At 41.4% G+C, this 26075-nt stretch carries 30 protein-coding genes and 1 tRNA gene; 11 read left to right on the top strand and 20 right to left on the bottom strand.

Annotated elements, in window-relative coordinates:
• Nucleotides 1–332 precede the first annotated feature (332 nt).
• The 3 genes from WC615_RS05920 to WC615_RS05910 all read left to right on the top strand — a co-directional run bounded on the left by WC615_RS05920 (nt 333) and on the right by WC615_RS05910 (nt 2113).
• A complete protein-coding gene (locus WC615_RS05920; RefSeq protein WP_372977199.1) occupies nt 333–986 on the top strand; it encodes an FMN-dependent NADH-azoreductase in 654 nt (217 codons plus the stop codon).
• 34 nt (nt 987–1020) lie between these two features.
• Nucleotides 1021–1437 carry a cupin domain-containing protein gene (locus WC615_RS05915; protein ID WP_372977198.1) on the top strand — a complete coding sequence of 139 codons (417 nt, stop codon included), beginning with the start codon at nt 1021–1023 and terminating at the stop codon, nt 1435–1437.
• Nucleotides 1438–1669: 232 nt separating this feature from the next.
• Nucleotides 1670–2113 carry a carboxymuconolactone decarboxylase family protein gene (locus WC615_RS05910; protein WP_372977197.1) on the top strand — a complete coding sequence of 148 codons (444 nt, stop codon included), beginning with the start codon at nt 1670–1672 and terminating at the stop codon, nt 2111–2113.
• Nucleotides 2114–2207: 94 nt separating this feature from the next.
• Here WC615_RS05910 and WC615_RS05905 read toward each other — a convergent pair whose 3' ends face one another.
• From WC615_RS05905 to WC615_RS05895, 3 genes are all read right to left on the bottom strand, one after another.
• Entirely contained in the window at nt 2208–2633 is a 426-nt protein-coding gene (locus WC615_RS05905; protein WP_372977196.1) for a carbonic anhydrase, read from the bottom strand.
• The gene (locus WC615_RS05900; protein WP_372977195.1) at nt 2627–2875 is read right to left on the bottom strand and encodes a hypothetical protein; all 249 of its coding nucleotides are present in this window, start codon (nt 2873–2875) and stop codon (nt 2627–2629) included. Before WC615_RS05900 ends, WC615_RS05905 begins: the two co-directional genes overlap by 7 nt.
• 209 nt (nt 2876–3084) lie before the next feature.
• Nucleotides 3085–3675 carry a Crp/Fnr family transcriptional regulator gene (locus WC615_RS05895; RefSeq protein WP_372977194.1) on the bottom strand — a complete coding sequence of 197 codons (591 nt, stop codon included), beginning with the start codon at nt 3673–3675 and terminating at the stop codon, nt 3085–3087.
• Nucleotides 3676–3931: 256 nt separating this feature from the next.
• On the opposite strand from WC615_RS05895, the gene WC615_RS05890 reads away from it, so the two are divergent.
• On the top strand, nt 3932–4174 hold the full coding sequence (locus WC615_RS05890) for a MoaD/ThiS family protein (protein WP_372977193.1): 243 nt from the start codon (nt 3932–3934) through the stop codon (nt 4172–4174).
• A 47-nt stretch (nt 4175–4221) separates the two neighbouring features.
• A complete protein-coding gene (locus WC615_RS05885; protein ID WP_372977192.1) occupies nt 4222–4602 on the top strand; it encodes a molybdenum cofactor biosynthesis protein MoaE in 381 nt (126 codons plus the stop codon).
• Nucleotides 4603–4833: 231 nt separating this feature from the next.
• Here WC615_RS05885 and WC615_RS05880 read toward each other — a convergent pair whose 3' ends face one another.
• Nucleotides 4834–6150, bottom strand: a complete 1317-nt coding sequence (locus tag WC615_RS05880; protein ID WP_372977191.1) for a phage integrase SAM-like domain-containing protein — start codon at nt 6148–6150, stop codon at nt 4834–4836.
• Between the two features lie 216 nt (nt 6151–6366).
• A tRNA-Asn gene (locus WC615_RS05875) sits at nt 6367–6440 on the bottom strand.
• Between the two features lie 87 nt (nt 6441–6527).
• Between WC615_RS05875 and WC615_RS05870 the strand changes: the two genes are divergently transcribed.
• The gene (locus WC615_RS05870) at nt 6528–7445 is read left to right on the top strand and encodes a PfkB family carbohydrate kinase (RefSeq protein ID WP_372977190.1); all 918 of its coding nucleotides are present in this window, start codon (nt 6528–6530) and stop codon (nt 7443–7445) included.
• A gap of 35 nt (nt 7446–7480) precedes the next feature.
• Here WC615_RS05870 and WC615_RS05865 read toward each other — a convergent pair whose 3' ends face one another.
• The 14 genes from WC615_RS05865 to hemC form a co-directional block, all read right to left on the bottom strand.
• Complete coding sequence (locus tag WC615_RS05865; protein WP_372977189.1) at nt 7481–8479, bottom strand: ABC transporter ATP-binding protein; 999 nt, start codon at nt 8477–8479, stop codon at nt 7481–7483.
• Between the two features lie 165 nt (nt 8480–8644).
• A complete protein-coding gene (locus WC615_RS05860) occupies nt 8645–8968 on the bottom strand; it encodes a hypothetical protein (protein WP_372977188.1) in 324 nt (107 codons plus the stop codon).
• A 227-nt stretch (nt 8969–9195) separates the two neighbouring features.
• Nucleotides 9196–9720, bottom strand: coding sequence for a hypothetical protein (locus tag WC615_RS05855; RefSeq protein ID WP_372977187.1), 525 nt, complete (start codon nt 9718–9720; stop codon nt 9196–9198).
• A gap of 671 nt (nt 9721–10391) precedes the next feature.
• On the bottom strand, nt 10392–11207 hold the full coding sequence (locus tag WC615_RS05850) for an outer membrane beta-barrel protein (protein ID WP_372977186.1): 816 nt from the start codon (nt 11205–11207) through the stop codon (nt 10392–10394).
• Nucleotides 11208–11225: 18 nt separating this feature from the next.
• Nucleotides 11226–11981 (bottom strand): hypothetical protein, encoded by a 756-nt coding sequence (locus WC615_RS05845; protein WP_372977185.1) that lies wholly within the window; start codon nt 11979–11981, stop codon nt 11226–11228.
• Nucleotides 11971–12543, bottom strand: coding sequence for an RNA polymerase sigma factor (locus WC615_RS05840; protein WP_372977184.1), 573 nt, complete (start codon nt 12541–12543; stop codon nt 11971–11973). Before WC615_RS05840 ends, WC615_RS05845 begins: the two co-directional genes overlap by 11 nt.
• A 321-nt stretch (nt 12544–12864) precedes the next feature.
• Nucleotides 12865–13398, bottom strand: a complete 534-nt coding sequence (gene hemJ / locus WC615_RS05835) for a protoporphyrinogen oxidase HemJ (protein WP_372977183.1) — start codon at nt 13396–13398, stop codon at nt 12865–12867.
• Between the two features lie 99 nt (nt 13399–13497).
• A complete protein-coding gene (gene hemE, locus WC615_RS05830) occupies nt 13498–14523 on the bottom strand; it encodes a uroporphyrinogen decarboxylase (RefSeq protein WP_372977182.1) in 1026 nt (341 codons plus the stop codon).
• A gap of 76 nt (nt 14524–14599) precedes the next feature.
• A complete protein-coding gene (locus WC615_RS05825) occupies nt 14600–15127 on the bottom strand; it encodes a tetratricopeptide repeat protein (protein WP_372977181.1) in 528 nt (175 codons plus the stop codon).
• Between the two features lie 3 nt (nt 15128–15130).
• A complete protein-coding gene (locus WC615_RS05820) occupies nt 15131–15838 on the bottom strand; it encodes a response regulator transcription factor (protein WP_067060523.1) in 708 nt (235 codons plus the stop codon).
• A gap of 13 nt (nt 15839–15851) precedes the next feature.
• Nucleotides 15852–16727 (bottom strand): sensor histidine kinase, encoded by an 876-nt coding sequence (locus tag WC615_RS05815; RefSeq protein ID WP_372977180.1) that lies wholly within the window; start codon nt 16725–16727, stop codon nt 15852–15854.
• Between the two features lie 49 nt (nt 16728–16776).
• Nucleotides 16777–18087 carry a glutamate-1-semialdehyde 2,1-aminomutase gene (hemL, locus tag WC615_RS05810; protein ID WP_372977179.1) on the bottom strand — a complete coding sequence of 437 codons (1311 nt, stop codon included), beginning with the start codon at nt 18085–18087 and terminating at the stop codon, nt 16777–16779.
• A gap of 119 nt (nt 18088–18206) precedes the next feature.
• Nucleotides 18207–19178 (bottom strand): porphobilinogen synthase, encoded by a 972-nt coding sequence (gene hemB / locus WC615_RS05805; RefSeq protein WP_372977178.1) that lies wholly within the window; start codon nt 19176–19178, stop codon nt 18207–18209.
• Between the two features lie 82 nt (nt 19179–19260).
• A complete protein-coding gene (gene hemC / locus WC615_RS05800) occupies nt 19261–20835 on the bottom strand; it encodes a hydroxymethylbilane synthase (protein WP_372977177.1) in 1575 nt (524 codons plus the stop codon).
• A gap of 256 nt (nt 20836–21091) precedes the next feature.
• Between hemC and WC615_RS05795 the strand changes: the two genes are divergently transcribed.
• Nucleotides 21092–21640: a transposase gene (locus tag WC615_RS05795; RefSeq protein ID WP_372977176.1), complete on the top strand. Its 549-nt coding sequence runs from the start codon at nt 21092–21094 to the stop codon at nt 21638–21640.
• 78 nt (nt 21641–21718) lie between these two features.
• On the opposite strand, the gene hemA is transcribed toward WC615_RS05795, so the two are convergent.
• Nucleotides 21719–22942, bottom strand: a complete 1224-nt coding sequence (gene hemA / locus WC615_RS05790; protein ID WP_372977175.1) for a glutamyl-tRNA reductase — start codon at nt 22940–22942, stop codon at nt 21719–21721.
• 166 nt (nt 22943–23108) lie between these two features.
• Here hemA and WC615_RS05785 point away from each other — a divergent pair, with 166 nt between their 5' ends.
• The 4 genes from WC615_RS05785 to WC615_RS05770 all read left to right on the top strand — a co-directional run bounded on the left by WC615_RS05785 (nt 23109) and on the right by WC615_RS05770 (nt 26000).
• On the top strand, nt 23109–23480 hold the full coding sequence (locus tag WC615_RS05785) for a MauE/DoxX family redox-associated membrane protein (protein WP_372977174.1): 372 nt from the start codon (nt 23109–23111) through the stop codon (nt 23478–23480).
• Between the two features lie 114 nt (nt 23481–23594).
• Entirely contained in the window at nt 23595–25121 is a 1527-nt protein-coding gene (locus WC615_RS05780) for a GNAT family N-acetyltransferase (protein ID WP_372977173.1), read from the top strand.
• A 35-nt stretch (nt 25122–25156) separates the two neighbouring features.
• Nucleotides 25157–25606, top strand: a complete 450-nt coding sequence (locus WC615_RS05775) for an RDD family protein (protein WP_372977172.1) — start codon at nt 25157–25159, stop codon at nt 25604–25606.
• 118 nt (nt 25607–25724) lie between these two features.
• A complete protein-coding gene (locus tag WC615_RS05770; RefSeq protein ID WP_372977171.1) occupies nt 25725–26000 on the top strand; it encodes an ArsR/SmtB family transcription factor in 276 nt (91 codons plus the stop codon).
• Nucleotides 26001–26075: the final 75 nt, after the last annotated feature.

Genomic DNA, 26075 nt, shown 5'->3' with positions numbered 1-26075 from the left:
TATAAAAAAGCCTACTTATGGACTACTAATGAACAACATTCTGCAATAGCATTGTATACCCAATATGGTTTCATATTAACGGAAGAAAAGCACTCAAGTGCATTTGATAAAATGTTGGTGGAAAGAAGGTATGATATGATGCTGAATTAGGGGCTAATTTTATCTGATTTGCATATATCTAAGACTTCGCTTAAAAGGGGCTGTCTGTTTTTGACTCAGCGCATATTTGCAAAAATTACATGCTAAGGCTCTGAAAATTCGTGAAATAATTTCTTAAACTACTTTAATTTTTAAGGTTCTCTGCCTGGTTAGTTTTGTATGAAAAATAGGCAATGAAAAATTTATTAGTTATTAATTCCAGTCCAAGAACAATAAGATCACATACCCGTAGACTTACGGACACCTTTGCAGAACAATGGAAAACTAAATTCCCTGATTGTAAAATAATTTATCGCGACATCGGTCTGCAGCCAGTGCCTCATGTTTGCGAACACTGGATTGCGGGAGCGTTTAAACCCGCTGAACAGCGATCCTCTGAAGAAAAAGAAGCGCTGCGTAAAAGTGATGAGTACATACAGGAACTAAAGGATTCTGATATAATAATAATCGGTGCTCCAATGTATAATTACTCGATTACGAGCTCTTTGAAAGCTTACTTTGACCAGGTATTAAGAGTAAACGAAACTTGGGTGTTAAACCATGATAACCTGCTGGACCCCTACATAGGTCAGTTAAAAAATAAAAAGCTGTTTCTGCTTATTTCGAGAGGTGCGCAAGGGTATGAGCCTAATGGCTATAATGAAAAGGTAAATTTTCAAACAACTTATTTGCGAGCCGTCCTTAAAATGATGGGAATCTTCGAGGTGGAGGAAATAACCATCAATGGTGAACTATTTGGCGACGAAAACCTGCAAAAATCAATAGCTGAAGCAAATGATCATATCAAATCGACTATAAACAAAATTCAATCAACCCAAAATTTCTAATCCATCATCGCTCAATTCCAATAAAAATAAAATCATGAAAAAAACAGCATTAATCATTCTCATTATCACCGGACTTTTTATTACTTCGGCAAAGGCTCAGGGTAAAGACGGTGTTACAAAAACGCCGCCTAAAATAATTCTTACTAAACTGTTAAATACGGCCTCCTTGAAAAATCAGGAGGTTAAAATGATTGTGGTAACCATCCAACCGGGCGAGACCTCGCCAGGGCACCGCCATCCGATACCTACATTTGCTTATGTTATCGAAGGTGAATTTGAATCTACCTTCAACGGTAAAACTCATATTTATAAAGCCGGTGACGCCTTCTATGAAGAACCTAATAAGTTACATGCATTAACACGTAATTTGAGCAAGGACAAACCAGCTAAATTACTTGCAATTTTTATTGGGGATAAAGGAAAGCCTTTTATCATTCCTGAGAAGAAGTAGCAATATTTTTATCTTAACAAAGGCACTCATGTGGTGCTATGATATGATGTTTCGGGAACGTGCCGCGGTTTTTAACCGCGGCTTCTTTTTGCAACGTTGTTGATAATATTTTCTTCAAAAATTCATGCAAATAATCAAGTGCTATTTACCGGAGCCATACCGGTAGCATTTCTTAAAGTAGTTTAATTATTCTACATAGTATCGAGGATAAATTTGAACAAATTTAAAAAACATGAATAAAAGAATAATCATCAAGCAAGTTGAACCAAAAGCGTACGACGCCATGTTTGGTCTTGAAAAGTATTTAAGTCAGACCCAAATTGAGCCGTCTTTAAAGGAACTTATAAAGATTAGAGTATCCCAGATAAACGGCTGTGGCTTTTGCATAAATCTACACACTAAAGATGCAAGGAAGATGGGCGAAACTGAACAAAGAATTTATGCATTAAGCGCCTGGAGAGAAACGCCATTTTTCAATGAGACAGAACGCGCTGTTTTGGCTTTAGCAGAGGAAATCACCCATATCTCAGTTAAGGGTGTTTCAGATGAGACCTACAACCTTGCTTTTAAATTATTAGGAGAAGAACGGCTCGCTCAAACCATAGTGTCAATTGTTGTGATTAATGCGTGGAATAGAATCGCCGTAAGTACTCACCAAATGCCAACTTTAGATTAATAATAGATATACAAAAATCAAGAGCCGAGAATTCATAATTATCGGCTCTTTTGTAATATTGTTTTGCTAGCCTCAGCTATCTTAATTCTTTGACCTACTTGAATTTAAACACCTTTCCCATATTAGTATTATCATAAGCGCTAACGTTCATATCGGTAATAATGCCGGTTTCAAGACTGTAAACCCAACCGTGTACTCCTAACTCCTGGCCGTTTTGCCAGGCGTTTTGTACAATGGATGTCTTGCACAGGTTGTAAACATTTTCAATTACATTGTATTCCACCAGCTTATTAGCACGCTCTTTTTCGTTCTTAATCGCGTCAAGCTGGTCGGCATATAAACGATAAACATCCTTGATATGGCATAGCCAGTTGTCTATTAATCCAAACTGTTGGTTACTCATAGCTGCTATAATACCTCCGCATCCATAGTGCCCGGTAACAATAACGTGTTTCACATTTAAGACATTTACTGAGTAATCTAATACCGATAACATGCTCATATCCGAATGTATCACCATATTGGCAATGTTGCGATGAACAAATATTTCACCCGGTTGGGTGTTGGTTTTTGATTGGCAGGTACACGGCTATCAGCACAGCCTATCCATAAAATTGGTGGCTTTTGTCCGTTGGCGAGTTTACTGAAAAAGTCAGGATCTCCGTCAATTGCCTTTTCAATAAACTTTTTATTACCTGCTAATAATGATTCGTAGGTAATATGGCTGGTGTCATGTATCAGGTCTTGTTTTTTTGCGCACATAGATGTTATTACTAATTATAATTAATATTTACGTGTAACTAACACGAAAATGGTGCAAAGCTATGCGTGAAAGACCATAATACAAAATGACAAACCATCACCGGGATAAATTGAGCAATAAAATTTTGTTCACAGATTTATCCGCATCACTATTTCGGTCTTATTTTGCTGACTTTAAGCGTTATGGAACAGCTTTTAATCATTTTAGCCTAATTTGTATCGGCCGTATGCTTTATTTTCGCTCGAAGCATACTCAAAAATTCAGGTGTAAATCCCAAAAATGAAGCCAGCATATATTGAGGAATACGCTGAACAAAGTCAGGAAAATCGTTAGTAAATTGGTTAAACCGTTCTTCTGCAGATGTGCATAATAGCAATTCAATCTTTTTGAGGGACGCGGCATAGGCTCGCTGCATCATAAGTCTGAAGTACTTGTTTAAAAGTGGAATCTTCTCAAATAAATCCTCATAGACAGATTTACTGATGATCGCAATTTCTGAATCCTCAACGGCCTGAATATAGTACTCAGACGGTAAGTTATTTTCAAAACTGTGATTATCGCATATCCACCAGCCTGAAATGCCAAATTGCAAAATCTGTTCAGTACCGTTTGCTGTGATTGTAAACAACCGAAAGCAACCCGAAAGGACAAAAAAATTACCCGTGCATGTTTGCCCCTGCCTCAATAAGTAACTTTTTTTCGATACTTTTTTGTACCTAAGTTTGGAAACTAAGATTTCACGTTCCAAATCGTCTAGACGGATATAACGAGAAAGATGATTTAAAAGAACCTCATACATAAGAAAAATTATTCGTGAAAGTATTCATCAAGTGAAAGTAGTGCGCACTATTAAAAGCTATCACTTCCAGCTTCGTTCGATTGAAATTCAAAATGGCGTAACGACACTACTACAAAAATACATGAATTGAATCTCATGGGCTACAAAAGTTTCATATTTCAACCAACCAGCTTTTAAGCATAGGCAACCCGGCCTGCGTTTTCTTGTTTATTTTAATAATTAACTCGATTATGATCTAATTGCTTTAATTTTGATTATGGAAATCAATTTGCTGGCTTTTGGTATCGCTAAAGAAATTTTCGGATCCTCTACCATAAGTTTGCAATTAACTAATGATGCAACTGTCTACAACTTAAAATATCTGTTAGAAAGGGAGTACCCTCGCCTTAAACAACTGGCATCCTACATGGTGGCTATAAACAACGAATACGCACTTGATGGCGACACGGTGCATCAACAAGATGAAATAGCAATAATTCCCCCCGTCAGCGGTGGATAACCAATTTATTTTGACTACACCAATAGAGATTTCTTTTTCAAGCTTAAATGTATCTGATTGTATTGATTGGGTTATGTCGCCGCAGTCTGGCGGAATTGATGTTTTTATCGGCACCGTTCGCGATGCTTCAAGGTAAACGGGTACTAGCCTTGGAGTTTGAGACTTATGAAGTCATGGCTTTAAAAGAAATGAAAAAAATAGCCGAACAGGCTTTTGAAAAATGGCCGCTTCAAAAAATATTGATCGATCACCGTACCGGGAGATTACATGTTGGCGAGATAGCTGTAATTATCGCCGTAGCGGCTGCACACCGGGATGCCGCTTTTCAGGCCTGCCGCTATATTATAGACACGCTCAAACAAACCGTACCGATCTGGAAAAAAGAGACTTTTGAAGATGGTGAAGTATGGGTAGCGGCACACGCCTAACAACCATTGAATTATTGAAGCGGTGAATAAGTGGTGCTGCGGCTGCTAGTGAAATTAATTTCAGGACTATAACAAAGTCGCTTGGTTCTGTAAGACGGTTCATCGGTACTAAAACTCATTCTTACCATTTAGTAAGAATGAGTTTCCTTGTCAATGAGACCTATTCGATTTGCGAGTCAAATTTGGATCACTTGTCCCTTTAAAATTTAATTACAGTCGAATCAGCAGCTATCATACCAATTGAGGTAATCTAATGTCTTTGAAAATAGTGATTCTTATACCGATCCGTTCATCTTTTACTGGAAATGCTTGTATCCTAAGCAGGTTAATAACCGCGGCTTGTACTTCGTCCACTATACTCCAGTCCTTTTCCAAATAGATGTCGGTCGTTTTTCGACCTTGATCTACGTGATTAAGCGCCAGCGCCACGTCATCTTTGGATTTACGGCATTTATTACGGGCTAAGTTGCCAAAAGAATGCCGAGCCCAATAAAAGGTGACTTCCGATAAGCCGGTTAAACCACAAATAACTTTCATGCCTTTGCTTAGTGCTTTATTAAAGTTCGTTATCGTAGCATAACGTTTAGAGAGTTTACCATTATATTTCAAAATCAAAGGCATTGCCTCAGCAGGGATGTTGATACTTATGAACGCATGATCTTTTCTCTTCCCCTTAGTTTTAGACCTGTTGTATTCCAGCCTACCATCGTTAATGGTGTAGCTTCCTTGATAAATATCTACCGCATTAATTCCACAAAGATAGAATGATAGCATAAACATGTCTCGCGCGAGTTCTGCACGGCTGCTTTCCTCCGGTCGACAATCTCTGATTTTGATAATTTGTTCAACATCTATATTCCTTTTTTTGGTTTCAGGCCTGTCTACTGACCTGAGTTCCAAAAAAGGATTGTATGAAATTGGGGTATAGCCTAATGCAGGCTTGTTATAATAATGGATCGCTGCGGTAAAGAACCCGCTAAAATCTCTTAAATAATTAGATATGCTACTAGCGGCAGCGCCTTTGGCCTCAAATTCATATGGTCTGCCGAATTGGTTTGTTCGAATTACCTTTCTTTTGGAGCTTAGAAAACGAACAAATGCTTTTATGACAGGAACAGATATGTCAGATATCTGAAATCGGTCACTTTCAAAAAAATCTACCAAGTGATTTCGGAGCGTATTATAATTCGCAGCACTCTTTACCTGGCCGTTTGCTTTTAATTGGTCAATATGAATTTGGCAAAATCCAAGGAAGTTAATTCCGTCTTCTTTTTTTTGAAGATAATCTTTTAACGAATGTGCATCTAATAGATCAAGGCGTGGCCCAAGATCACTAATTGTCTTTCTGTAATCGTCCAATGTCCTGTTAAGTATTGAAAGCAAAAACGTGTCTTTAATCTGCAAATCTTTCTTTAGTTGTTTGTCAGTGACGTAGTGCTCCGTATCCATATAGGATCGAACGGAATTGTGATAGATGTAAATTTTAACATTGTAAGTACCATCTGCTTTTTTGTGGTGCTTAAAAACTTTAGCGCTTAAAGTGGCCATAACTCAATAATTTAACCACGAAAATTCTGTCGCACATTTGTGGCAGTCATTCGTGAAATTCAACAAAAATTGATGCGAAATTGAAATATTGAAGCAATAGCCGATGATTGTTTAGAAGGAGAGAATTTTCATCTTATAAAATGAAAATATGCGTCTGTTGCATCAAAGAGGCCATTTTTTAGAAATAAAAGCCCCCACGGACGTGTGGGGGCTTTGCTCCTGAGCCTGGACTCGAACCAGGGACCCTCTGATTAACAGTCAGATGCTCTAACCAGCTGAGCTACTCAGGAGTGTTTTCCGGTTTGGAGTGGTGCAAAAGTATGATTTCTGAGGTAATTTCACAATATTTGCACAAAAAAAATTAAAAAATATTTTACATGAGTTTGTTAGTTATTGGTACTGTGGCGTTTGACGCAATTGAAACCCCCTTTGGGAAGACAGATAAAATTGTTGGAGGGGCCGCAACCTACGCAAGTTTGGCTGCTTCGTACTTTTATGACAAGATAAAAATAGTGGCTGTAGTGGGCGACGATTTTCCGCAGGAGGATATTAAGGACTTTAACAACCACAATATCGATACTGAAGGCCTGCAGATAAAACAGGGCGAAAAATCATTCTTTTGGAGTGGCAAGTATCATAATGATATGAACAGCCGCGATACTTTGGTTACCGAACTTAATGTACTGGCCGACTTTGACCCTATTATCCCTGAGGCTTACCAGGACTGCCAATACCTTATGCTGGGTAATCTTACCCCACAGGTACAGCAAACGGTGATTAAACGCCTTAAAAACCGTCCTAAGCTGATTGTAATGGACACCATGAACTTCTGGATGGACATTGCTATGGACGATTTACTGGATACCATTAAATTGATTGACGTTTTAACCATTAACGATGCCGAGGCACGCCAGCTATCAGGCGAGTACTCGCTGGTTAAGGCCGCCAAGAAAATCCTGACCATGGGCCCAAAATACCTGATCATTAAAAAAGGTGAGCACGGTGCGTTGTTATTCCATGAAGACCATATCTTCTCTGCCCCTGCCCTTCCCCTTGCCGAGGTATTTGACCCAACCGGCGCAGGAGATACTTTTGCAGGTGGCTTTATTGGCTATATGGCTAAGGTTGGTACCGTTAATTTCAACAACATGAAAAACGCTATCATATTTGGTTCGGCACTGGCATCATTCTGTGTAGAGAAGTTTGGTACAGAAAAGATCAAAAACCTGTCACAAGAAGAGATTGCGGCACGTGTACAACAGTTTGTGCAACTGTCGTCTTTCCAGATAAGCTAAAAATTACAGGAATTTATATACAGAAATGGCCGGGGTTAATACTCCAGCCATTTTTTTATTTTAAGGCCTGCTATATCACCTTCGGCATACTTTCCGCTTTCATCGTTTACCACACGCAGTATAGCCCCGTTATTTTCCAGTATCAGGTCTTCATAAAAACCTTTAAACAATACTTCTTTTACCGTCCATTTACTGGTTTTAAGGATATTGTTCAGGCGGATCCACTCCGGATAAATCACCACATATTCTTTTTCGGCAGTAATACCACATGCTTTGGCCTCTTCGGCATTCAGCACGTTGCAGTTGGTCAGCAATTCGGCAGTGTATAAGTTAAGCGGGGTTCGATATAATGATTTGGGGCTACCTGTTTCTACTATTTCGCCATGTTTTAACACAATCAGTTCATCGGCCATAGAGAGCACCTCTGCCGGGTCGTGCGATACCATTACCACTGTAAGGCCGGTTTCCTTTACAATCTGCCTGATATCGTGCTGCAGGCCCTCTCTGAATGATGTATCAACCTGGTTAAAGGGTTCGTCGAGCAAAAGCACTTCGGGGCGGGTAATAATGGCGCGGGCTATGGCAACACGCTGTTTCTCGCCACCGCTCAGGTCGGCAACGCGCTTATAGGCCAGTTGCATCATATTAAGCTGGGTAAGTACCTGCTCGGTTTTTTCTTCCTTAAGCTTTACGTTGGTACTGGGTAGCATGCCCGATACATTATCCCACACACGTGCAAAAAGGTTAAGGTCGTCGGTATGCTGGGTTACTATTTTCATGGCATCGTGGCCGGGTATCAGCTTTTCTTCGGGCCCCCAAATACGTTTGCCTTTAAAACTTACAGTGCCGGTATCAGGCGATAAAAGCCCATATAATAAACGCAGCAAAGTACTTTTACCACTGCCGCTTTCGCCTATTATGGCGGTTATTTTCCCGGGAACAATATCAAGAGAAATTTGCTTAACCCCCGAAGCTTCTGCCCCGCCGTATGATCTGCTTACTGAATTTGCCTGTAAAAAAGGTACACCTGCCATTGCTGCAAAGATAACCGGGATTTTTCACAATTGTTATATTTTGGTGTTCAAGAAGGCTTCGCCATAAGCAGATTTAACAGATTTTTAAGATTTTGAATAGCAACTCTCTAATTTGAAAATATAACGGGATTAAAACATATTTATCTTCACGAACCGATCATCCTTTCAGTCAATCATTTTTATTACAAGTTCTTTGGTGATTTCTCCATTTATTACAGGGTTAGCTAAGTCGAAAATGAATTCACTTAGTTCGTTATTTTCAAACCCTATATCGTCACGGCTTTCGATAGCATTTGCCCAATTTTCTAAGTCATCAGTAGAGAGTACCCCATCCAAAAAACGTTGCACGATACTGACAAAATCCGATTTGCGCATTATAACTAACGGGGCCTCGACATCCCATGTATATTGGGATAGTTCGTTTTGAACTCTGTCAAGTTGTGTTTGAAACCTTATTAAGTCGTTTAAAATGTCTGTTCGTGTTCTCATAGTTTTGGTGTCACGTACTATGCTACCGTCAGGCGCAAATGTGGTTTTGAGATATTCTATCTTTACTGGCCGAGCTCCCCCCGCCTGGTCCAAGGTTTCAACTTCATCCTAAAGCAAAGCAAGTATTCTGCTTGCGTAAGCTGAAGCTTAACTCATTTTAGGTCTAAGTTACGCTATGCTAAACTTAGACCGGAAGGGGGAAAGCTTTTAATGTTGAAAAAACTGATTTAATCCTGGCCAATTTCTTTCTGTACATTAATACTAATCCAATATTTTTTCTTTCCAATTAGTATAAGGTTACATTTATTTTTAATGTAAAGCATGATCTCATTATAGTATCCTTTTAATTCAATGGTTGCTTTAAACTCCTGACTACTATCAAAATGAATGAATTTAGGGTACATTTCGATCAAGGATTTCATAAATGGAATAACCGCATCATCGGAATAACCACGATAAAAAGAAAAATCAATATAGGGACCACCTATACGCTGATCTATGAAATATGCCGGTTTGTCAATATATTTATTTCTATTTATCTGTAAAGGTTCTAAAGAATATTTGGCATCTATTAAAAAGAAATGAGTAGTCTCACTCCTTTGATAATGCATAAACTCCTCGCAATCTGCTATTATAATATAATTATCCGTTTCATATCCAACATCTGGAATAAACTTTCCACCTTTAAGTTGAATGAAATTAAATAACTCTTTCCTATCATCATCATTAAAGTAAAATTCCATTTGTGCCATATCAATTCCCTACCTTATGTGTTTCATTAGGAATATTTAATTGCGCCCTTGTTGGTGTTGTCACCAACAAGCCGCCATGCTTGTTTAATACCTGCCTAAAGGTTGTTGGTGACAACACCAACAACGGCTAAAGATAACCGGATTACGCAGATTTAGCGGATTTTTAGGATTTTGAATAGCAAGCTATAAGATTTCGCTGTTTTAGGATGCTTTAGAAACCGCCATTAGTTAAGAAGTTACTGATTAATTTTAATAAACTGTAAATAGTTTACTGGATCTAGCTTTGAAACTCGTATCAATATAGGAGGGCATTTCTTTAAACTATCTAATAGATCGTTATTACTTGTAGTAAAAAAACCATTTAAAACTTTACTGTTGTATAAATATTTAATATTTACTACAGTATAGTTCCTCGTCGGTTCTATACTACTAACATTAGCTACAACAATAACAGATTTCTTTAAAGCATTATTTTCCTTATTGTCATAGCCAATTTTTAATATTACAGAACATATTAAAAAAAGTATAAAAAATATTAAAATTTTGACGTTCTTACTCATTAATACAAATTATTATAACATTGATTTAATAGCTTTATCAATGATGATATCACCGGATCATAGAACCGCGCCGCGTAATCATACCAATCCGTTTAATCCCTTAATCCCGGTTTACCACCCAACGCTCATCCCGAACGAGAAGTTGCGCAGGCCATCCTGGGCGGGGCTATTCTCAAACATATTATTGAAATAGTATTTACCAAACACGCCTATTGCACCATAACCTACACGCAATGATGCGCCGTACCTGAATTTGGCAAAGTTGTAATTACCGCCCAGTTTAAAGTCGCCGTTTTCTTTGCTTTCCTGTTTTATGCTGCTGCTTATCAGCACCCCCATTTCGGCAGCGGCCACAAAGTGGAACCTGCGGCCATCTTCGTCATCGCGGGTGCGGAAATCAAACGCTACGGGCACACGCACATAGGTTGCCGAAAGGCGGTTTTTATCATATTTAATATCATCCTGCCTGTAACTTAACGGGGTCTGGTCGCGCAGGATGGTGATGCTTTGGCGCAGGCGAAGGTTTGTCCAATCGAACCCACCAGAGGTGTAGATCCTGAATGAGCTGTTGAAACGGTACCCAAGTTGAATTACGTCAAAACCAATGTTGCTGCTTCTCCATGAGCGGTAGCTTAAAAACTGGTTGGCCGGCGACAGGTTAAAGCTGCCATTATCATTTAAGGTTGTCAACCCGATATCAAACCGGGTTAAGGTTATCCCAAATGAAAACCCGGGAGCTTTTGTGGCAGGATAATCAGTTGTATCGTTAATCCTCACCTGCGACACATCATCACCAAAACCGAGGCGAATTCTTGTATGGCGGGTTTTAGTACTATCAGTAGTGGTAGTGGTTTTAACACTATCTGTTTGCGCAAACACAACTGTTGCTGCAAGGCATATTATAGTTGTAAAGATCAGGCGTTTCATATATAGGGCAAATTTATACTATTTATCTTCTTTTTTTATTTTGATGAACCCAAGGTTAAGGCCCGATACTATTGATTCGTCCTCATCTTTCGTGCTCGAAAACTCTATCAGCTTATCCTTGCGCTTATCAACCTTGCTTACCACAACGTTTATCAGGTCGCCAAGGCTGCGGATACGGTGCTTTTTTGCAGCCACCACAGCCATTGTTTTAGGCACCGTTACCGACTGCGCTGCTAAGGTATTTGTTTTAAAAGGCATATCCTCGGGTGCATCTATTTTTTCGATTATCGGCGTATTTTTATCGGGCACAGTAAATTTTATACTCTCTGTTGATTTGTGACTTGCCTGTGCCAATTGTTGTTCAGGCTCTTCCACTTTCAATAGGGGGGTAACAGGTAAAACATGTTGTTGTTTAACCCTTCTTGTTTTTTGCTTACGGTATGTTGTGCTTGCATTCAACGCTGTAACTTTCTCTATTTGCGGCCGTACTATTTTTGGCGATGCTATATCCGGCGTAGCGGCTTTTGCGGGTTTTTCTGTTTTAACCACGGCCACTTGTACGGGTGCGTTTGTATTATCTTTTGTTTGCGATACAAAGTACAAACCGGCAGATAATAAAACCAGTAAACTTGCAGCTACAGACAGGTTAGTTTTTAACGATCGCTTTTTCTTATCCAGTTGCGATGCTACACCAACCCAAACCGCAGCGGAGGGTTCCACCTCAAAATCATCAAACTCAGACCTGAATAGTTGGTCAATTTCTTTATCCTGCATATCCATATCTTTTATTATCCATTTTCATTACCTGTTCCTTTAAAATAGCCCGAGCCCTCGATAACTGCGACTTTGAAGCGCCCTCGCTGATACCCATTATTTCGGCAATCTCCTTGTGCGAGTAGCCATCAATGGCGTACAGGTTAAACACCATCCGGTATCCCGGCGACAAGGCCTTGATCATTATAAGCAGGTCTTTTGCTTCTAAGCTGCTGCTGGCAGCTGCGTTAACCGACGGCTCGTGCCCGGCGGTATCAATATCAACTACCTGCATCATTTTGTGGTGGCGGCGGTAATACTCAATAGAGCTATGCACCATAATACGCCTTACCCAACCTTCAAAAGAACCATCGCCCCTGTAATCGGCTATTTTTTGAAACACTTTTATAAATCCGTTCTGCAACATATCCTCCGCTTCCATCTTATCGGTAGCGTAGCGCATACAAACCCCCAGCATTTTTGAGGCGAACTGCTTATACAGCAACTCCTGCGCCTTACGTTGCCCGGCCTTGCAGCACTGCACCAGATGATCGATAGTAGTTTTAGGTTCCAAAAACATCATTTAACAGTTAGATGTAAAGGAGTACCATTTGGTTGCATGGGTTATAAAATAAATTTTGTTCGCCCGGTACGCGGTCAAAAAAAGTTCATCAATGAACTGCCTTTAAAAAGTAAAATGTTTACTTATGATTATTGATGAAATGTGGGAAGATTTCCTGGTAAAGAAAATTAAAGGCTATGACAATATGGCATGCACAAATAAATAAGACTGTTGCATAATTTGGCTTATAGCGGAACTTCAAAGGCCTAAACAGGGCGAATGAAAGTCGAAAAAAGGCGAGTAAAGGTCGAAAAAGACGTTACAAATCGCTGAATTTTCACTCTATTTCTTTTCCCTAAAGTATTTATAGATCTTCACCGCCGACATGATGATGAGGCTGAAAAGGATGATCCCAATTACCCCGAAGATCCAGTTAAGAGCGCTTTTAAGCACCACCAGGAATACGATAGCGAAGAGGATAATGGTAGCCAGTTCGTTCCACAAACGGAGTTGGATGGAAGTCCATTTAAATACCCCTTTAGCCATCTGTTTCATTATTTTTTGGCAGATGAAATGGTAAATGATAAGCCCTATTACAAAAGTGAGCTTTACATGCAGCCAGGGCATTTTCCACAAGGCGGGGTTAAGGTGGAGCATGGTTGCCCCCGCCGCAATCACAAAATACATGCTTGGGGTGGCTATTATCCACCACAGCTTCTTCTCAATGATCTCAAATTGATCGGAAAGGATGGTGCGTGCAGGCTCGGGTTTATCCTGTGCCTCGCGGTGGTAAATAAACAGGCGCACAATATAAAATAGCCCCGCCATCCAACAGACTACAAATATGATATGTATGGCTAAAACGTATTGGTACATTTGAATTTCCTGTATGTGCGTGTGTCATGCTGAGCCTGTCGAAGCACGCGGGCAAAGGCCTCCGCTCGCCCTTCGACAGGCTCAGGGTGACACCCTTCTTTAGTACTTAAACTCTTTTATTACTTCAACCGCGTATTTCACGTTATCAAACGGGATATCGGGCATAATGCCGTGGCCCAGGTTGAAGATGAAACCGTTCTCGCCGCGCATACGCTCGAACAAGCGGTGGATGCGGTCTTTAATAACAGCTTTATCTGCATATAAAATATGCGGATCGAGGTTACCCTGTACGGCAATACCTTTTGGTAAACGGTTCTTGATATCCAACAGGTCAACATTCCAGTCGATAGATATTACATCCGGTTTGGCTTCGGCCATGAGCGGTGCAAACACCGAGCTGCCTTTGCAGAAAGATATCACCGGGATATCCTTCCTGTTGAGTTTGCTAATGATCTCAACAATATAACGATGCGAAAATTCGGTATAATCATCCCATGACAGCGCCTGCGCCCAGCTATCAAAGATCTGTACGGCGTTAACACCGGCAGCAATTTGCAGGTTCAGGTAATCGGCCGTAACCGTTGCAATTTTTGATAATAACTGATGCGCCATTTCCGGATGGTTGTGCAGCATCAGTTTGGTCAGCTTAAAATCTTTTGACGATCCGCCTTCAACCAGATAACTCATTACCGTGAACGGTGCGCCTGCAAAACCTATCAAGGGGATGCTGCCGTTAAGGCGCTGCTGAATAACTTTTACAGCATCAGCAACGTACTGCAGCCTGTCGCCTACGTTAGTTTGCAGGTTATCAATATCAGCCTGTGTGCGTACCGGGTTGGCAAACTTAGGGCCCACACCCTGGGTAAAGCTTAAATCGCCACCCATGGCTTCACCGGTAACTAAAATGTCTGAGAATAAAATTGCGGCGTCAATACCCAAAAGATCAACCGGTAGCATGGTAACATCGGCAGCCAGTTCGGGTGTTTTGCACATCTCCAGGAACGAGTATTTGTTTTTGATCTCCCAATACTCGGGCATAAAACGGCCTGCCTGGCGCATCATCCATACGGGTGGACGTTCTGTTTTCTCTGAAAATGCGGCGTTTATAAATAACGAATCTTTCATGCTTTCTTTGAGAGTCAAGAGATAAGAATCAAGAGCCGATCGGTTTTTCTTGATTCTTGATTCTCACATCTTAATTCTATTTTTTGTGTTTTTTTAATTCCTGCTCAACCTTTTGGATCACATCCTTCATTTTGGCAGTTATGTTGTCTTTATGTTTATCGGTTAGCTGCAGGTAGGCCGAAGCTTTATCAAAGTTACCATTGCGGATACTTATGTTGGCTACATGTACCAATGCCGCTACATGGTCGTTAGCGGTACGCAGCGGGTATAATGCAGCTAATTCGTAATGCTGTTCGGCTTCGGCATAGTCTCGCTTTTGCAGGCATACGCCGCCGTATATAAACTCGTAAAACCCGCGTCGTTTTTTACTTAGCCATTCGGGGTTTGGCACCTGTTTTAAAAGGCTTTCGGCTTTATCATAATCTTTTAAATGAAACGCCTTAGCTGCCAATACAATGGTATTTTGCTTAAAATACCCCCATATAAGCAGGGCAATAAACATTACAGCCAAACCTGCCAGCTCATAAACCTTCATTTGAAGGCTAACGGCCAGCATAATTACAAAAAGCCCGGCTACTAATATTCGTGCCCTGTTTGTAAACATGTATTAGTGCTGGTTGTCTGTAAATTTATAGCCTACGCCGCGGATAGAGTGAAAATAAACCGGGTTTTTGGGATCAGGTTCAAAATACTTACGGAAGGTTAATATAAAGTTATCGATAGTACGGGTTGATGGGTACACATCGTAATTCCAAACAGTTTCCAGGATCTGCTCGCGTGATACGGCCTCGTTGCGGCGCTCTATCAGCAATTTCAGCAGCATGGTCTCTTTTTTGGTAAGCGGGGTAATGCTTTCATCGCCGTTCACTAACTCAAACGAGTTGAAATGGATGGTTTTATCGCCGATTTTATAGCTGTTAAACTCTTTAAGATCTTCACCTTTAAGGCTGCGTTTTACCAGGTTGTTAACACGCAGTATTAGTTCTTCCAGGTTAAAAGGTTTAGTCAGGTAATCGTCAGCACCTTTTTTAAGGCCCGATATTTTATCTTCGTTTGTGTTTTTAGCTGTCAGGAACATGATAGGCACCTCGGAGTTTTCCAACCTGATGGTTTCTGCAACTACAAAGCCGTCAATCTCGGGCATCATTACGTCTAATATCACCAGGTTAAAACGCTCTTCTTTAAAGATCTGAAGGGCTTTTTTACCGTTGTTTGCTGTTGATACCTTATAGCCTTCCAGCTCCAGGTTTAACTTGATGGCCTCTAACAAATGGTCTTCGTCTTCGGCTAATAAAATTCTTTTTTTGTTAGGCATGGTCTCTAATTGTTTAGGTTAATGCAAATACTACTTCAAATACGCTACCGGCAGGGCGGTTATCTTTAACTTTTATGCTGGCCTGGTGTTTATCTAATACTTCTTTTACAATGTATAAGCCTAAGCCGGTCCCTTTTGTATTACGTGTATCTTCACTGCCTACACGGTAAAATTTGTCAAAAATACGGGGCTTCTCACTATCTGCAATACCTATGCCATGGTCTGCCACCTGAAAGTAAACTTTCCCGTCCTTCTCAAACAGCTTCACGTTAACGGTTTCGCAGGGGCTTGAATATTTCACAGCATTCTCCACCAAATTGGTAACTACCGATGTTAACGCGAACTTATCGCCCGTTATTTCAATTTTAGGTTCAATCTCGGCGTTGATGATCTGCTGGTTGCAATCGCACTTGCTTATTTGCAGGCGGTTAACAATGCTATCAACCAATACCGACATATTAAATTTAGCCTTAGGGAAGGTATATGAGCGGTTATCAATTTTTGATGCCAGTAGCATATTCTCAACCATATCATCCAAACGCTCCACATCCAGCAGCGATTTATCAATAAAGTTCAGGATCTGTGCTTTTGTAAGATCGCGCTTCTGGATGGTTTGAAGCAATATTTTGATAGATGCCAGGGGCGATTTCAGTTCGTGTGTTACCGAAAGCAGGAAGTTTTTTTTCTGCTCCTGCAGCTTGGCTTCTTTGTTCAGCGATTGGTGCAAAAAGTATGCGCCCACTAAAAATACCATCACAAACATCATCCCCTCGCCCATGATCATGCCTTTACGGCTTGGGTTAAGATGCACCAGCATATAACCCCACCATACCAGTTCTGCAACCGCATAAATAATTATGGCATAGAATATTACGAGTGTTTTTCTCATTTCTTATAGTATTTTATTGTCTGCAAACTGCATGCCTTTTGCTGCAAACTTATTTACCAAATACAATATCCAGACTATCAAATATAGCTGTTTTTGTTGTTTCCAAGTCAGCTGTTGTATGAGCAGCCGATATAAAGCCTACTTCGTAGCCAGATGGGCTTAAATAAACCCCCCTGTTGATCAGTTCGCGGTGCATCTCCTTAAATTTCAGCATGCTTGCCGGGTCAATCTGTTCGGCGGTGGTGATACTTTCCTGGTCGGTAAAGGCAAACCAAAAAATAGAGCCAATAGTAAATATTTTTACCTGGTAGCCATGCTCTGCAACAAAGTCTTGTATATCTTTCACAAAGCCCGCCGTTTTGGCATGTAATTCTTCATAAAAGCCGGGTTTTAATAATTCGCTTAATTGCGCGATACCAGCCGCCATAGCTACCGGATTGCCCGATAATGTACCCGCCTGATAAACCGAACCAACCGGCGAGATATGATCCATTACCGCTGCCGATGCGCCATAAGCACCAACCGGCAAACCACCGCCTATAATTTTACCATAAGTAATAATATCCGGCTGGATGCCGTAATATGCGGCAGCACCTTCAAAACCTACACGGAAACCCGAGATCACTTCATCAAAGATCAGCATGGTGCCGTTATCGGTACAGATCTGGCGCAGAAAATTCAAATAATCCTGTGTTTGCAAAAGCAACCCGTTGTTTGCCGGAACGGGCTCAATGATAACTGCGGCAATTTGCCCCTTAAACTCTTCAAAGGCCTCTTGCAGGGCTTTTTTATCATCTAGCGACACAACTATCGTTTCATCAGCAAAAGCCTTTGGTACGCCTGCTGATGAGGTTTCACCAAAGGTTACCAGGCCCGAGCCTGCCTTTACCAGTAAGCTATCTGAGTGGCCATGATAACAGCCTTCAAACTTTAATATCTTATCGCGTTTGGTGTAACCCCTCGCCAACCTGATGGCCGACATCACCGCTTCGGTACCCGAGCTTACAAAGCGTATTTTTTCGATGAATTTATTGTTACCGAGGATAAGCTCTGCCAGTTCATTCTCTAACGCGGTTGGCGCGCCGAACGACATGCCTTTTTGCATTACTTCGGTTACTTTATTACGCACCGATGCATGGTTATGCCCCAGGATGAGCGGCCCCCATGAGCAGCAAAAATCTATAAACTCGTTACCGTCGGCATCCCATATATGGCTGCCATCGCCTTTTTCAATAAAAAGCGGTGTGCCGTAAACAGATTTAAACGCCCTTACCGGTGAGTTTACCCCGCCCGGGAAATAGGTTTTCGCTTTCTCGTAAAGTTCTGCAGATTTTGCTCTGCTTATATCAGGTTTGCTCATTTGTTTTTCTTTTGGGTCATGCTGAGCCTGTCGAAGCATAGCGGGCATGGCCTTTACGCGCGATCCTTCGACAAGCTCAGGATGACAACGCTCTTTATAACTAATCTCTGGTCACTATCCTACAACCACTTATTCAGCAACACTTCTTTAGCATGGTAAGTCAATATCGCGGTGGCACCAGCACGGCGGATGCTGGTAAGCACTTCCGTAGTGGCGCGCTGCTCATTTAACCAGCCTTTTTGTACGGCGGCTTTTATCATGGCGTATTCGCCGCTTACGTTGTAGGCTGCAACCGGCAGTTCGGTATCATCTTTTATCAGTTTAATAACGTCAAGGTATGATAAAGCCGGTTTCACCATCAGGAAATCAGCACCCTCAGCTTCATCCAAACGTGCTTCTATTAAAGCTTCGCGCTGGTTGGCCGGGTTCATTTGGTAAGTTTTTTTGTCGCCGAATTTTGGTGCGGAGTTTAACGCATCCCTAAACGGACCATAAAATGCGCTGGCATATTTTGCCGAGTACGACATAATGGAAACGCCGGTAAAGCCGTTATCATCCAATACTTCGCGGATGTAACCTACACGCCCATCCATCATATCTGACGGGGCAATGATATCGGCACCGCTACGGGCGTGGGCTAAGGCCATTTTTCCTAATACCTCTAAAGTTTCGTCGTTCAGGATCTGTCCATTCTCAACAATTCCATCATGCGCATCGCTGCTGTAGGGATCCATCGCTACATCGGTTATCACGCAAGCCTCCGGAAACTCTTTTTTTACGGCACGGATGGCACGCAGGTAAAGGCTCTCATCGCGGTGACTTTCGGTAGCGAATTTATCTTTTAATGCTTCGTCGATATTAGGGAACAGGTCGAACGAGTTTAGGCCCAGTTTCATGCAGCTTTCTACCTCGCGCAGCAGGTTATCTATCGAATACCTGAAAATGCCCGGCATTGATGCCACTTCGGTTTTCTGGTTTTCGCCATCCACAATAAACAGCGGGAATATAAGGTTAGCCGCGCTAACATGTGTTTCCTGCACCATCTGGCGGATAACTTCACTTTTACGATTTCTTCTTGGTCGTTGTAACATTTCTTTTAGTTCATTAGTTCACCGGTTCATTAGTTCATTGGTGGTATAGTTTAATATAATAAACCAATGAGCAAATGAACATCTATATCCCAAACACTGCCTCTGCCAGCCCAACTTCGTCGGGAGAGAAAGGCAGGGTGTATTTTACACCCATTTCATCAAACTTTTTACCGGTCGATTTACCGATGGCTATTACCTTTTGTCCGGGTTCAAGCAGGTTATCGGCAAAGTAAGCCTCTACATTGCTTGGACTGGTAAATACTACCACATCGGCACCTGTTGGCTCTACTTCTTCTTCCAGCACAGTTTCGTAAACGGGCAGGTCAATTATTTTTGTTTCGGCAGATAAGCCTTGTTGTATGCTCCTCATTGGGTTATCTGCACCCGGGAATAATATTGCACTGCCGTTTGCCAGTGCGGCAAAATCGGCAGCTACATCGGCCGTATCGTTGCTCTCGCCAACAAAATCGGCAAAGTGACCGTTGCGGCGCAGCATATCTTCGCTGCCTGCACCCATTACCCCAAATTTTACTTTTTTAGGGAACTGGGGTAATAATTTAAAAAAGTACTCTACAGCATTTTTGCTGGTGAAGAATATCCAATCAATATTCCTTAAAATGTAAGAATCGAACTTGGTAATAACAGGCACCGTACGGATAAGCGAACGGGCCTCTATCTCTATCTTATGTTTCTCTAACGCTTTGCGGAAATAACTGGTCTCCGAAATATCGCGGGAGATAAACACCTTGTTTGGGAACTTCCTGTCTTTTGCAAAACGGGCCACTATTTTATCGGCAACACCATCAAGGGTATCACTTTCAATAAAATACCTGTCCGGGAAACCTTCGCCATCTTCGGCCTTTGAGGTAAACACCTGGAATTTACCATCATCCCTGCGGCAATAAACACCAAGGGGCAGGTTGCAGCCACCGCCAAACATTTTTAGCACACCGCGCTCTAACGAAAGCTCTTCGGCTACATGAGGGTGGTGCAAAGCCTGTAATATCTCAAATAATTCAGTATTACTCTCGCGGATCTGAATAGCCAGTGCGCCTTGTGCCGGAGCAGGGATAAATTCGGTAGCGGTTAATTCCTCTACATGAAATTCGCTCAGGTCGATACCTAAACGGGTAACACCGGCTTTGGCCAGCATAATGGCATCATACTTTTCGTCGCGCAGTTTGCCTATGCGGGTTGGTACGTTGCCGCGCAGTTCATCTATTTCCAGGTCGGGGCGCACGGCAAGCAGTTGTGCCTTGCGCCTGTTTGATGATGTACCCACCATGCCACCATATTTTACAGATAGCTTTTGGCGTACATCAACACAGTCTTTCAAGATCAGCAACAGTTCAGCCGGATCTTCCCGTTCTGAAACTGCTGCGATGATGAGTCCCGGAGGGTTTTCTGTTGGCAGGTCCTTGTGCGAATGCACAGCCAGATCTATAGTACCTGCCAATAATTCTTCTTCCAATTCTTTGGTAAAAAAGCCCTTACCTTCCAGTTTATCAAAACTGAGGTTCAGGATACGGTCGCCCTGTGTTTTTATAATTTTAAGTTCGGCGGTAATGTTAATTGCGGCAAGGCTATCCTTTACAAAGTTTGCCTGCCATAAAGCTAATTCGCTGCCACGCGTTCCTATTATTACTGTTCTGTCCAAGGGGATAAATTTTTACAGCACAAATTTAAATTTTTATGCACAGTAATATAGTATTAATTAAGGATATGAAAGTAGGCTGACTATTATTGTTTGGTAAGCTGAAAGCTTACCTTATGCTTACCACGAGTTACGCTGCGCTAAACTCGCGGTAGCAGTGAGTTTTCAAAGGGTGCTGTCGCGAGTTTAGCGCAGCGTAACTCGTGACACGGCATGGCTAAAGCTTTCAGCTTTACCGCCAAATTATTAATTTAACGGCATGAGCAGAGGTTATAAATTTCGTGATCAAGAGCGACCGTACTTTGTAACGTTTTCTGTAGTTAGATGGATTGACGTTTTTACACGAAGGGAATATAAGGACATAGTGGTGGATAGCCTTAAATATTGTATTCAAAACAAAGGCCTTGATTTATATGCATGGGTGATCATGAGCAACCATGTTCATTTGATAATTGGCACTAACGGCCAACCCATGCAGGATATTTTGAGAGATATAAAAAGGCACACTTCTAAAATGCTGCTAAAAGCAATCAGCGAGAATGCGCAAGAAAGCAGGCGCGATTGGCTATTGTGGTTCTTTGAACGCGAAGGCAAGCAGAACTCAAACAACGAAACCTATCAATTTTGGCAACAAGGGAATCATCCTAGTGAATTATGGAGTAATAGTGTTATCGACCAGAAATTGGATTACATTCATAATAATCCTGTAACCGCAGGATGGGTTGATGAACCGGAACATTACCTGTATAGTAGCGCACGCGATTATGCAGGTGGGAAAGGCTTAATTGATATTTTGTTGGTAATTTAGTGTGGTAAGCTGAAAGCTTACCTAATGCTGTATCACGAGTTACGCTGCGCTAAACTCGCGACAGCGATAGAAAGAAGCTTAATTATTGATCAATATATCCTTCGCCATGATCATGGGAACACTGATATATTTTTTTTCCATGTAGTTGATCACCTTCTCCAGTATCTCTCGCGATTCTTTATCAAGGCTTTGTACCTCATCGGCAAAAACGGTATTTACCGCGTTATTGCGGATCTCTTTGATCTTTTCAGGTACCTGGCGCATAGCCAGTTCAATTCTGCGTTGTTTCAGCATCACTAAAAACTCGGCAATATTTTGCTCTATAATGGCTTCAGCATGTACAAGCTCCTGGTAGCGTTCCTGCAGGTTCTTTTTTGCGATCTCGTTAAGGCTGTGTACCTCAATAAAATTAACATCAAACTGCTCTAATACCTCTGGGGCGGTATCGTTAGGGATAGCAAGATCAACAATTGTTTTCTTACCAGTCTCCCCGTTTAACAGCGAGCTATAAATTTCAGTAGTAATGATCGGCTCAACTGCTGATGTACAGGTGATAATGGCATCAAAACCGCCTTTAAAGTTCTTTAGTTCATGCAGCTCAAAAGCTTCGCCACCCAGATCATCGGCCAATTGTTGTGCTTTTGAAAGCGTACGGTTAAATACCGAGAAGTTTGAGAACTTATGCTTTTGCAGGTATTTTGAAATATTGCGGTTAGTTTCGCCGGCGCCAATAATAAGCACACGGGCGTTTGAGCAAAGTTTCAGGTCCTTTAATTTACGGTATGCCAATGACACTACCGAAATTGGATTTTTTGAAATATTGGTATGGGTGTAAACTTCTTTGGCCCCTTTTACAACACACTCCATAACCAGGCGCAATTTATCGGCGGTAAGGCCCGCCTCGCGGCAATCGTCGTAAGCTTTACGCAGTTGCGCTAAAATTTCTTTCTCGCCAACTATCAGGCTTTCTAACGAGCATGATGTACGCAGCAAATGGTTAAGTGCTTCCTGCCCTTCATAAATAGAAGCGGCATCCAAAAAAGTTTGTGTAGAATGGGTGCAAAGGCCCATTTGCATCTCGGTTAAAAAAGCTTCTGCAAATTCCCTGTCAACCTTATGCTGGGTAGATAGTACAAATTCAACCCGGTTACAGGTTGACAGATAAAAAATTTCGTCAATACCGAAATGCCCTTTAGCTGCATGAAGTTTTTCGGTAATGTTTTCCTGGCATAATACCAGTTTACCCAATTCCTTCAGTTCGATCTGTTTATGTGTAAAAGCAATAACTTTTAAATACTTCAAAGCAGTTTCTATTTTGACCCAACAAAAGTAACATACCAATAAGGATGCAATGTCAAGGATATGTCAAACAGACGGATTTAGAATGATTATAAATAATGCGTTTTCTTCAATAAAAAGCCATATTTTTACAATATTCTTTATTAATCAATCGATTGAACAATTAAAAATGCGAATTTTAAAAAACATCAGCCTCGCTATTTTGGTGATCGGGTACCTGCTTGCCGGGGCCAATCATTTTATCCATCCACAAGGCTATTATCGCATTATCCCCTCCTACCTACCTTACCCGGTTTTACTAAATATACTGGCCGGTTTATTCGAGATCTTATTAGCGCTATTGTTGATACGGCCAAAAACACGCAAGGTTGCTTCATACGGCATTATATTAATGCTTATTGCTTTCTTACCTGTGCATATCACCATGCTTATGGATGCGCCTTTAAAGCTGGGCGACTTGTTGGTTACCCCCACTATTGCATGGATAAGGTTAATGTTACAGCCGGTGTTGATACTTTGGGCGTGGTGGCATAGGAAATAGCTTTTAGCAGCAAGTATATAGTAGTTAGACGTTGTTATCCTAATAAATCTTGATACTTGATACTAACTACTATGTACTAAGCAAACATTCCGCTTAAAACAGGGTTACAGAAAAATGGATCTGCAAAGTATCGAACTACGTACCCTGGAAGTACAGGATTACCAGGAACTAAAAAAATCAATGAAATCGGCCTACCTGGATATGGATGACGACCATTGGGACGCCGCATCTATCAGGAAGCTGATTAAACTTTTCCCCGATGGGCAGGTTTGCGTTACCGTAAATGGCGAAGTTGTTGGGTGCGCACTATCCATTATTGTTGATTATAGCAAGTATGGCGATAACCATACCTACAAACAAATTACCGGCGATGGTAGCTTTAAAACACATACCGATAAAGGTGATGTTTTATACGGCATTGAGGTATTTATACATCCAAAGTACAGGGGGTTGCGCCTGGCCCGCCGTTTATACGACGCCCGTAAAGCCCTTTGCGAAAAACTGAACCTGAAAAGCATTATAGCCGGCGGCCGCATCCCCAACTATCAAAAATTCCAAAACGACCTTACGCCCAGGCAGTACATTGATAAGGTAAAGTATAAAGAGATCTTTGACCCTACGCTTTCGTTTCAACTCTCAAATGATTTCCACGTACGTAAAATACTACGTAATTACCTGCCTGAGGACGCCCGCTCAAAAGGTTTTGCTACGCTGATAGAATGGAACAACGTTTATTACGAAGAAATAAGCACCGTAATAAACCAAAAAACAGTAGTGCGGATCGGGTTGGTACAATGGCAAATGCGGCCATACAACAACATCAGCGAGTTAATGAAGCATGCCGAATACTTTGTGGATGCCGTGAGCGATTACCAGTCGGATTTTATATTGTTCCCCGAGCTGTTTAACACCCCGCTGATGGCCGAATATAACCACATGGATGCCGCCAAAGCCATGCGCGAACTGGCCAAATTTACCGAACCCATCACCGAAGCGTTTACCAAACTGGCCGTATCATACAATGTAAATATTATATCGGGCAGTATGCCTGTGATAAAGGATGATTCACTTTACAATGTGTCCTACCTGTTCAGGCGTAACGGCAGTATGGAAGAAAGCGTAAAATTGCACCCTACCCCATCCGAGATCAACTCATGGGGGATGCGCGGCGGCAACGACCTGAAGGTTTTTGAGACCGATGCCGGCCGCATAGGCATCCTGATATGTTATGATGTAGAGTTTCCGGAACTGGGGCGCATATTGGCAGGTCAGGATATGCAGATCTTGTTTGTACCTTTCCTTACCGATACGCAGAATGGCTACAACCGGGTTAAGTTTTGCGCCCAGGCCCGCGCGGTTGAAAACGAGTGCTACGTAGCTATTGCCGGTTGCGTAGGTAACCTGCCAAACGTAAATAACATGGATATCTCTTACGCGCAATCGGCGGTATTTACGCCCTCTGATTTTGGGTTCCCTACAAACGGCATCCAGTCCGAAGCTACGCCAAACAGCGAGATGATCGTAATCGCAGATGTTGACCTATCAACCCTGGGCGAATTGCATGAATACGGCAGCGTTCAAAATTTAAAAGACAGGCGTACCGATTTATACGGTATTACTTTTAACGGGAAGAAAATTTAATAACAATTCATACATTGCATGTATAATTGTTATTGATGAAGTTTTATACAATTTCCCCTAAACCACATCTTAAATTACGGATCATAGCTACACTGATAGATTACGGTATCTATTTTCTTTTTTACGGAGTTTACCTATATATTTTTGACGAAAACCCCGAGCCGGGTGAGGCAACTGTAACAGGTTTGATGGTGTTACCTATCGTAATTATTTGGTTCCTATATTTTGTGGTATTAGAATCGGCACACGCCACGCCCGGGCATGATATAGTTAAGCTAAAAGTTGTAACAGACGAGGCAGCCAAACCATCATTCTCAGCCATTTTTAAAAGGCGGTTATTAGACCCTATAGACATTTTCATGTATGGCATTCCGGCATTAATTTGTGTTTCAAAAACAGCCAAACATCAAAGATTGGGCGACCTTTGGGCAAATACCTTAGTTGTGAAAGCAAGTGATATCACTGAAAAAGAAGTAATTTTTTAATCCGTCAGCTACGATATTATTTTTAATAAGATATATAGATACATTTCTATATATCAATAATAACTTTTACCTTTGTATCGTTGGTTGATCAGACACTAAAATTGATCGGCCCTAAATAATGGACAACAAAAAAATAGAGAAAATATCCCGTGCACTGAGCGATACCAGCCGGATAGCTATTTTACAGGAGTTTAAAAAAAAGAAGGACTGCCTTTACTGTGCCGAGGTGAATGATCTGCTTGATCTTACCCAGCCTTCAGTTTCGCATCACCTAAAACAACTGGTTGATGCCGAACTGCTTTTACCCAAAAAAGAAGGCCGCAACCTTAAATACGTACTGAATCAACAGATACTCAACGAGTATATCGCCTGTTTGAACGACCTAAAAGATTAGGATCTCTTTTTAACAATCACACAAATCTCTGCTTAAACACATCGAAACATTTAAATATTTGAATATTACAATCAC

The sequence above is a fragment of the Mucilaginibacter sp. genome (assembly GCF_041663085.1).
Taxonomy (GTDB): Bacteria; Bacteroidota; Bacteroidia; order Sphingobacteriales; family Sphingobacteriaceae; genus Mucilaginibacter.
Note: the sequence above shows the minus strand (reverse complement) of the source record. Positions and strands in the feature narration are given on the sequence as shown.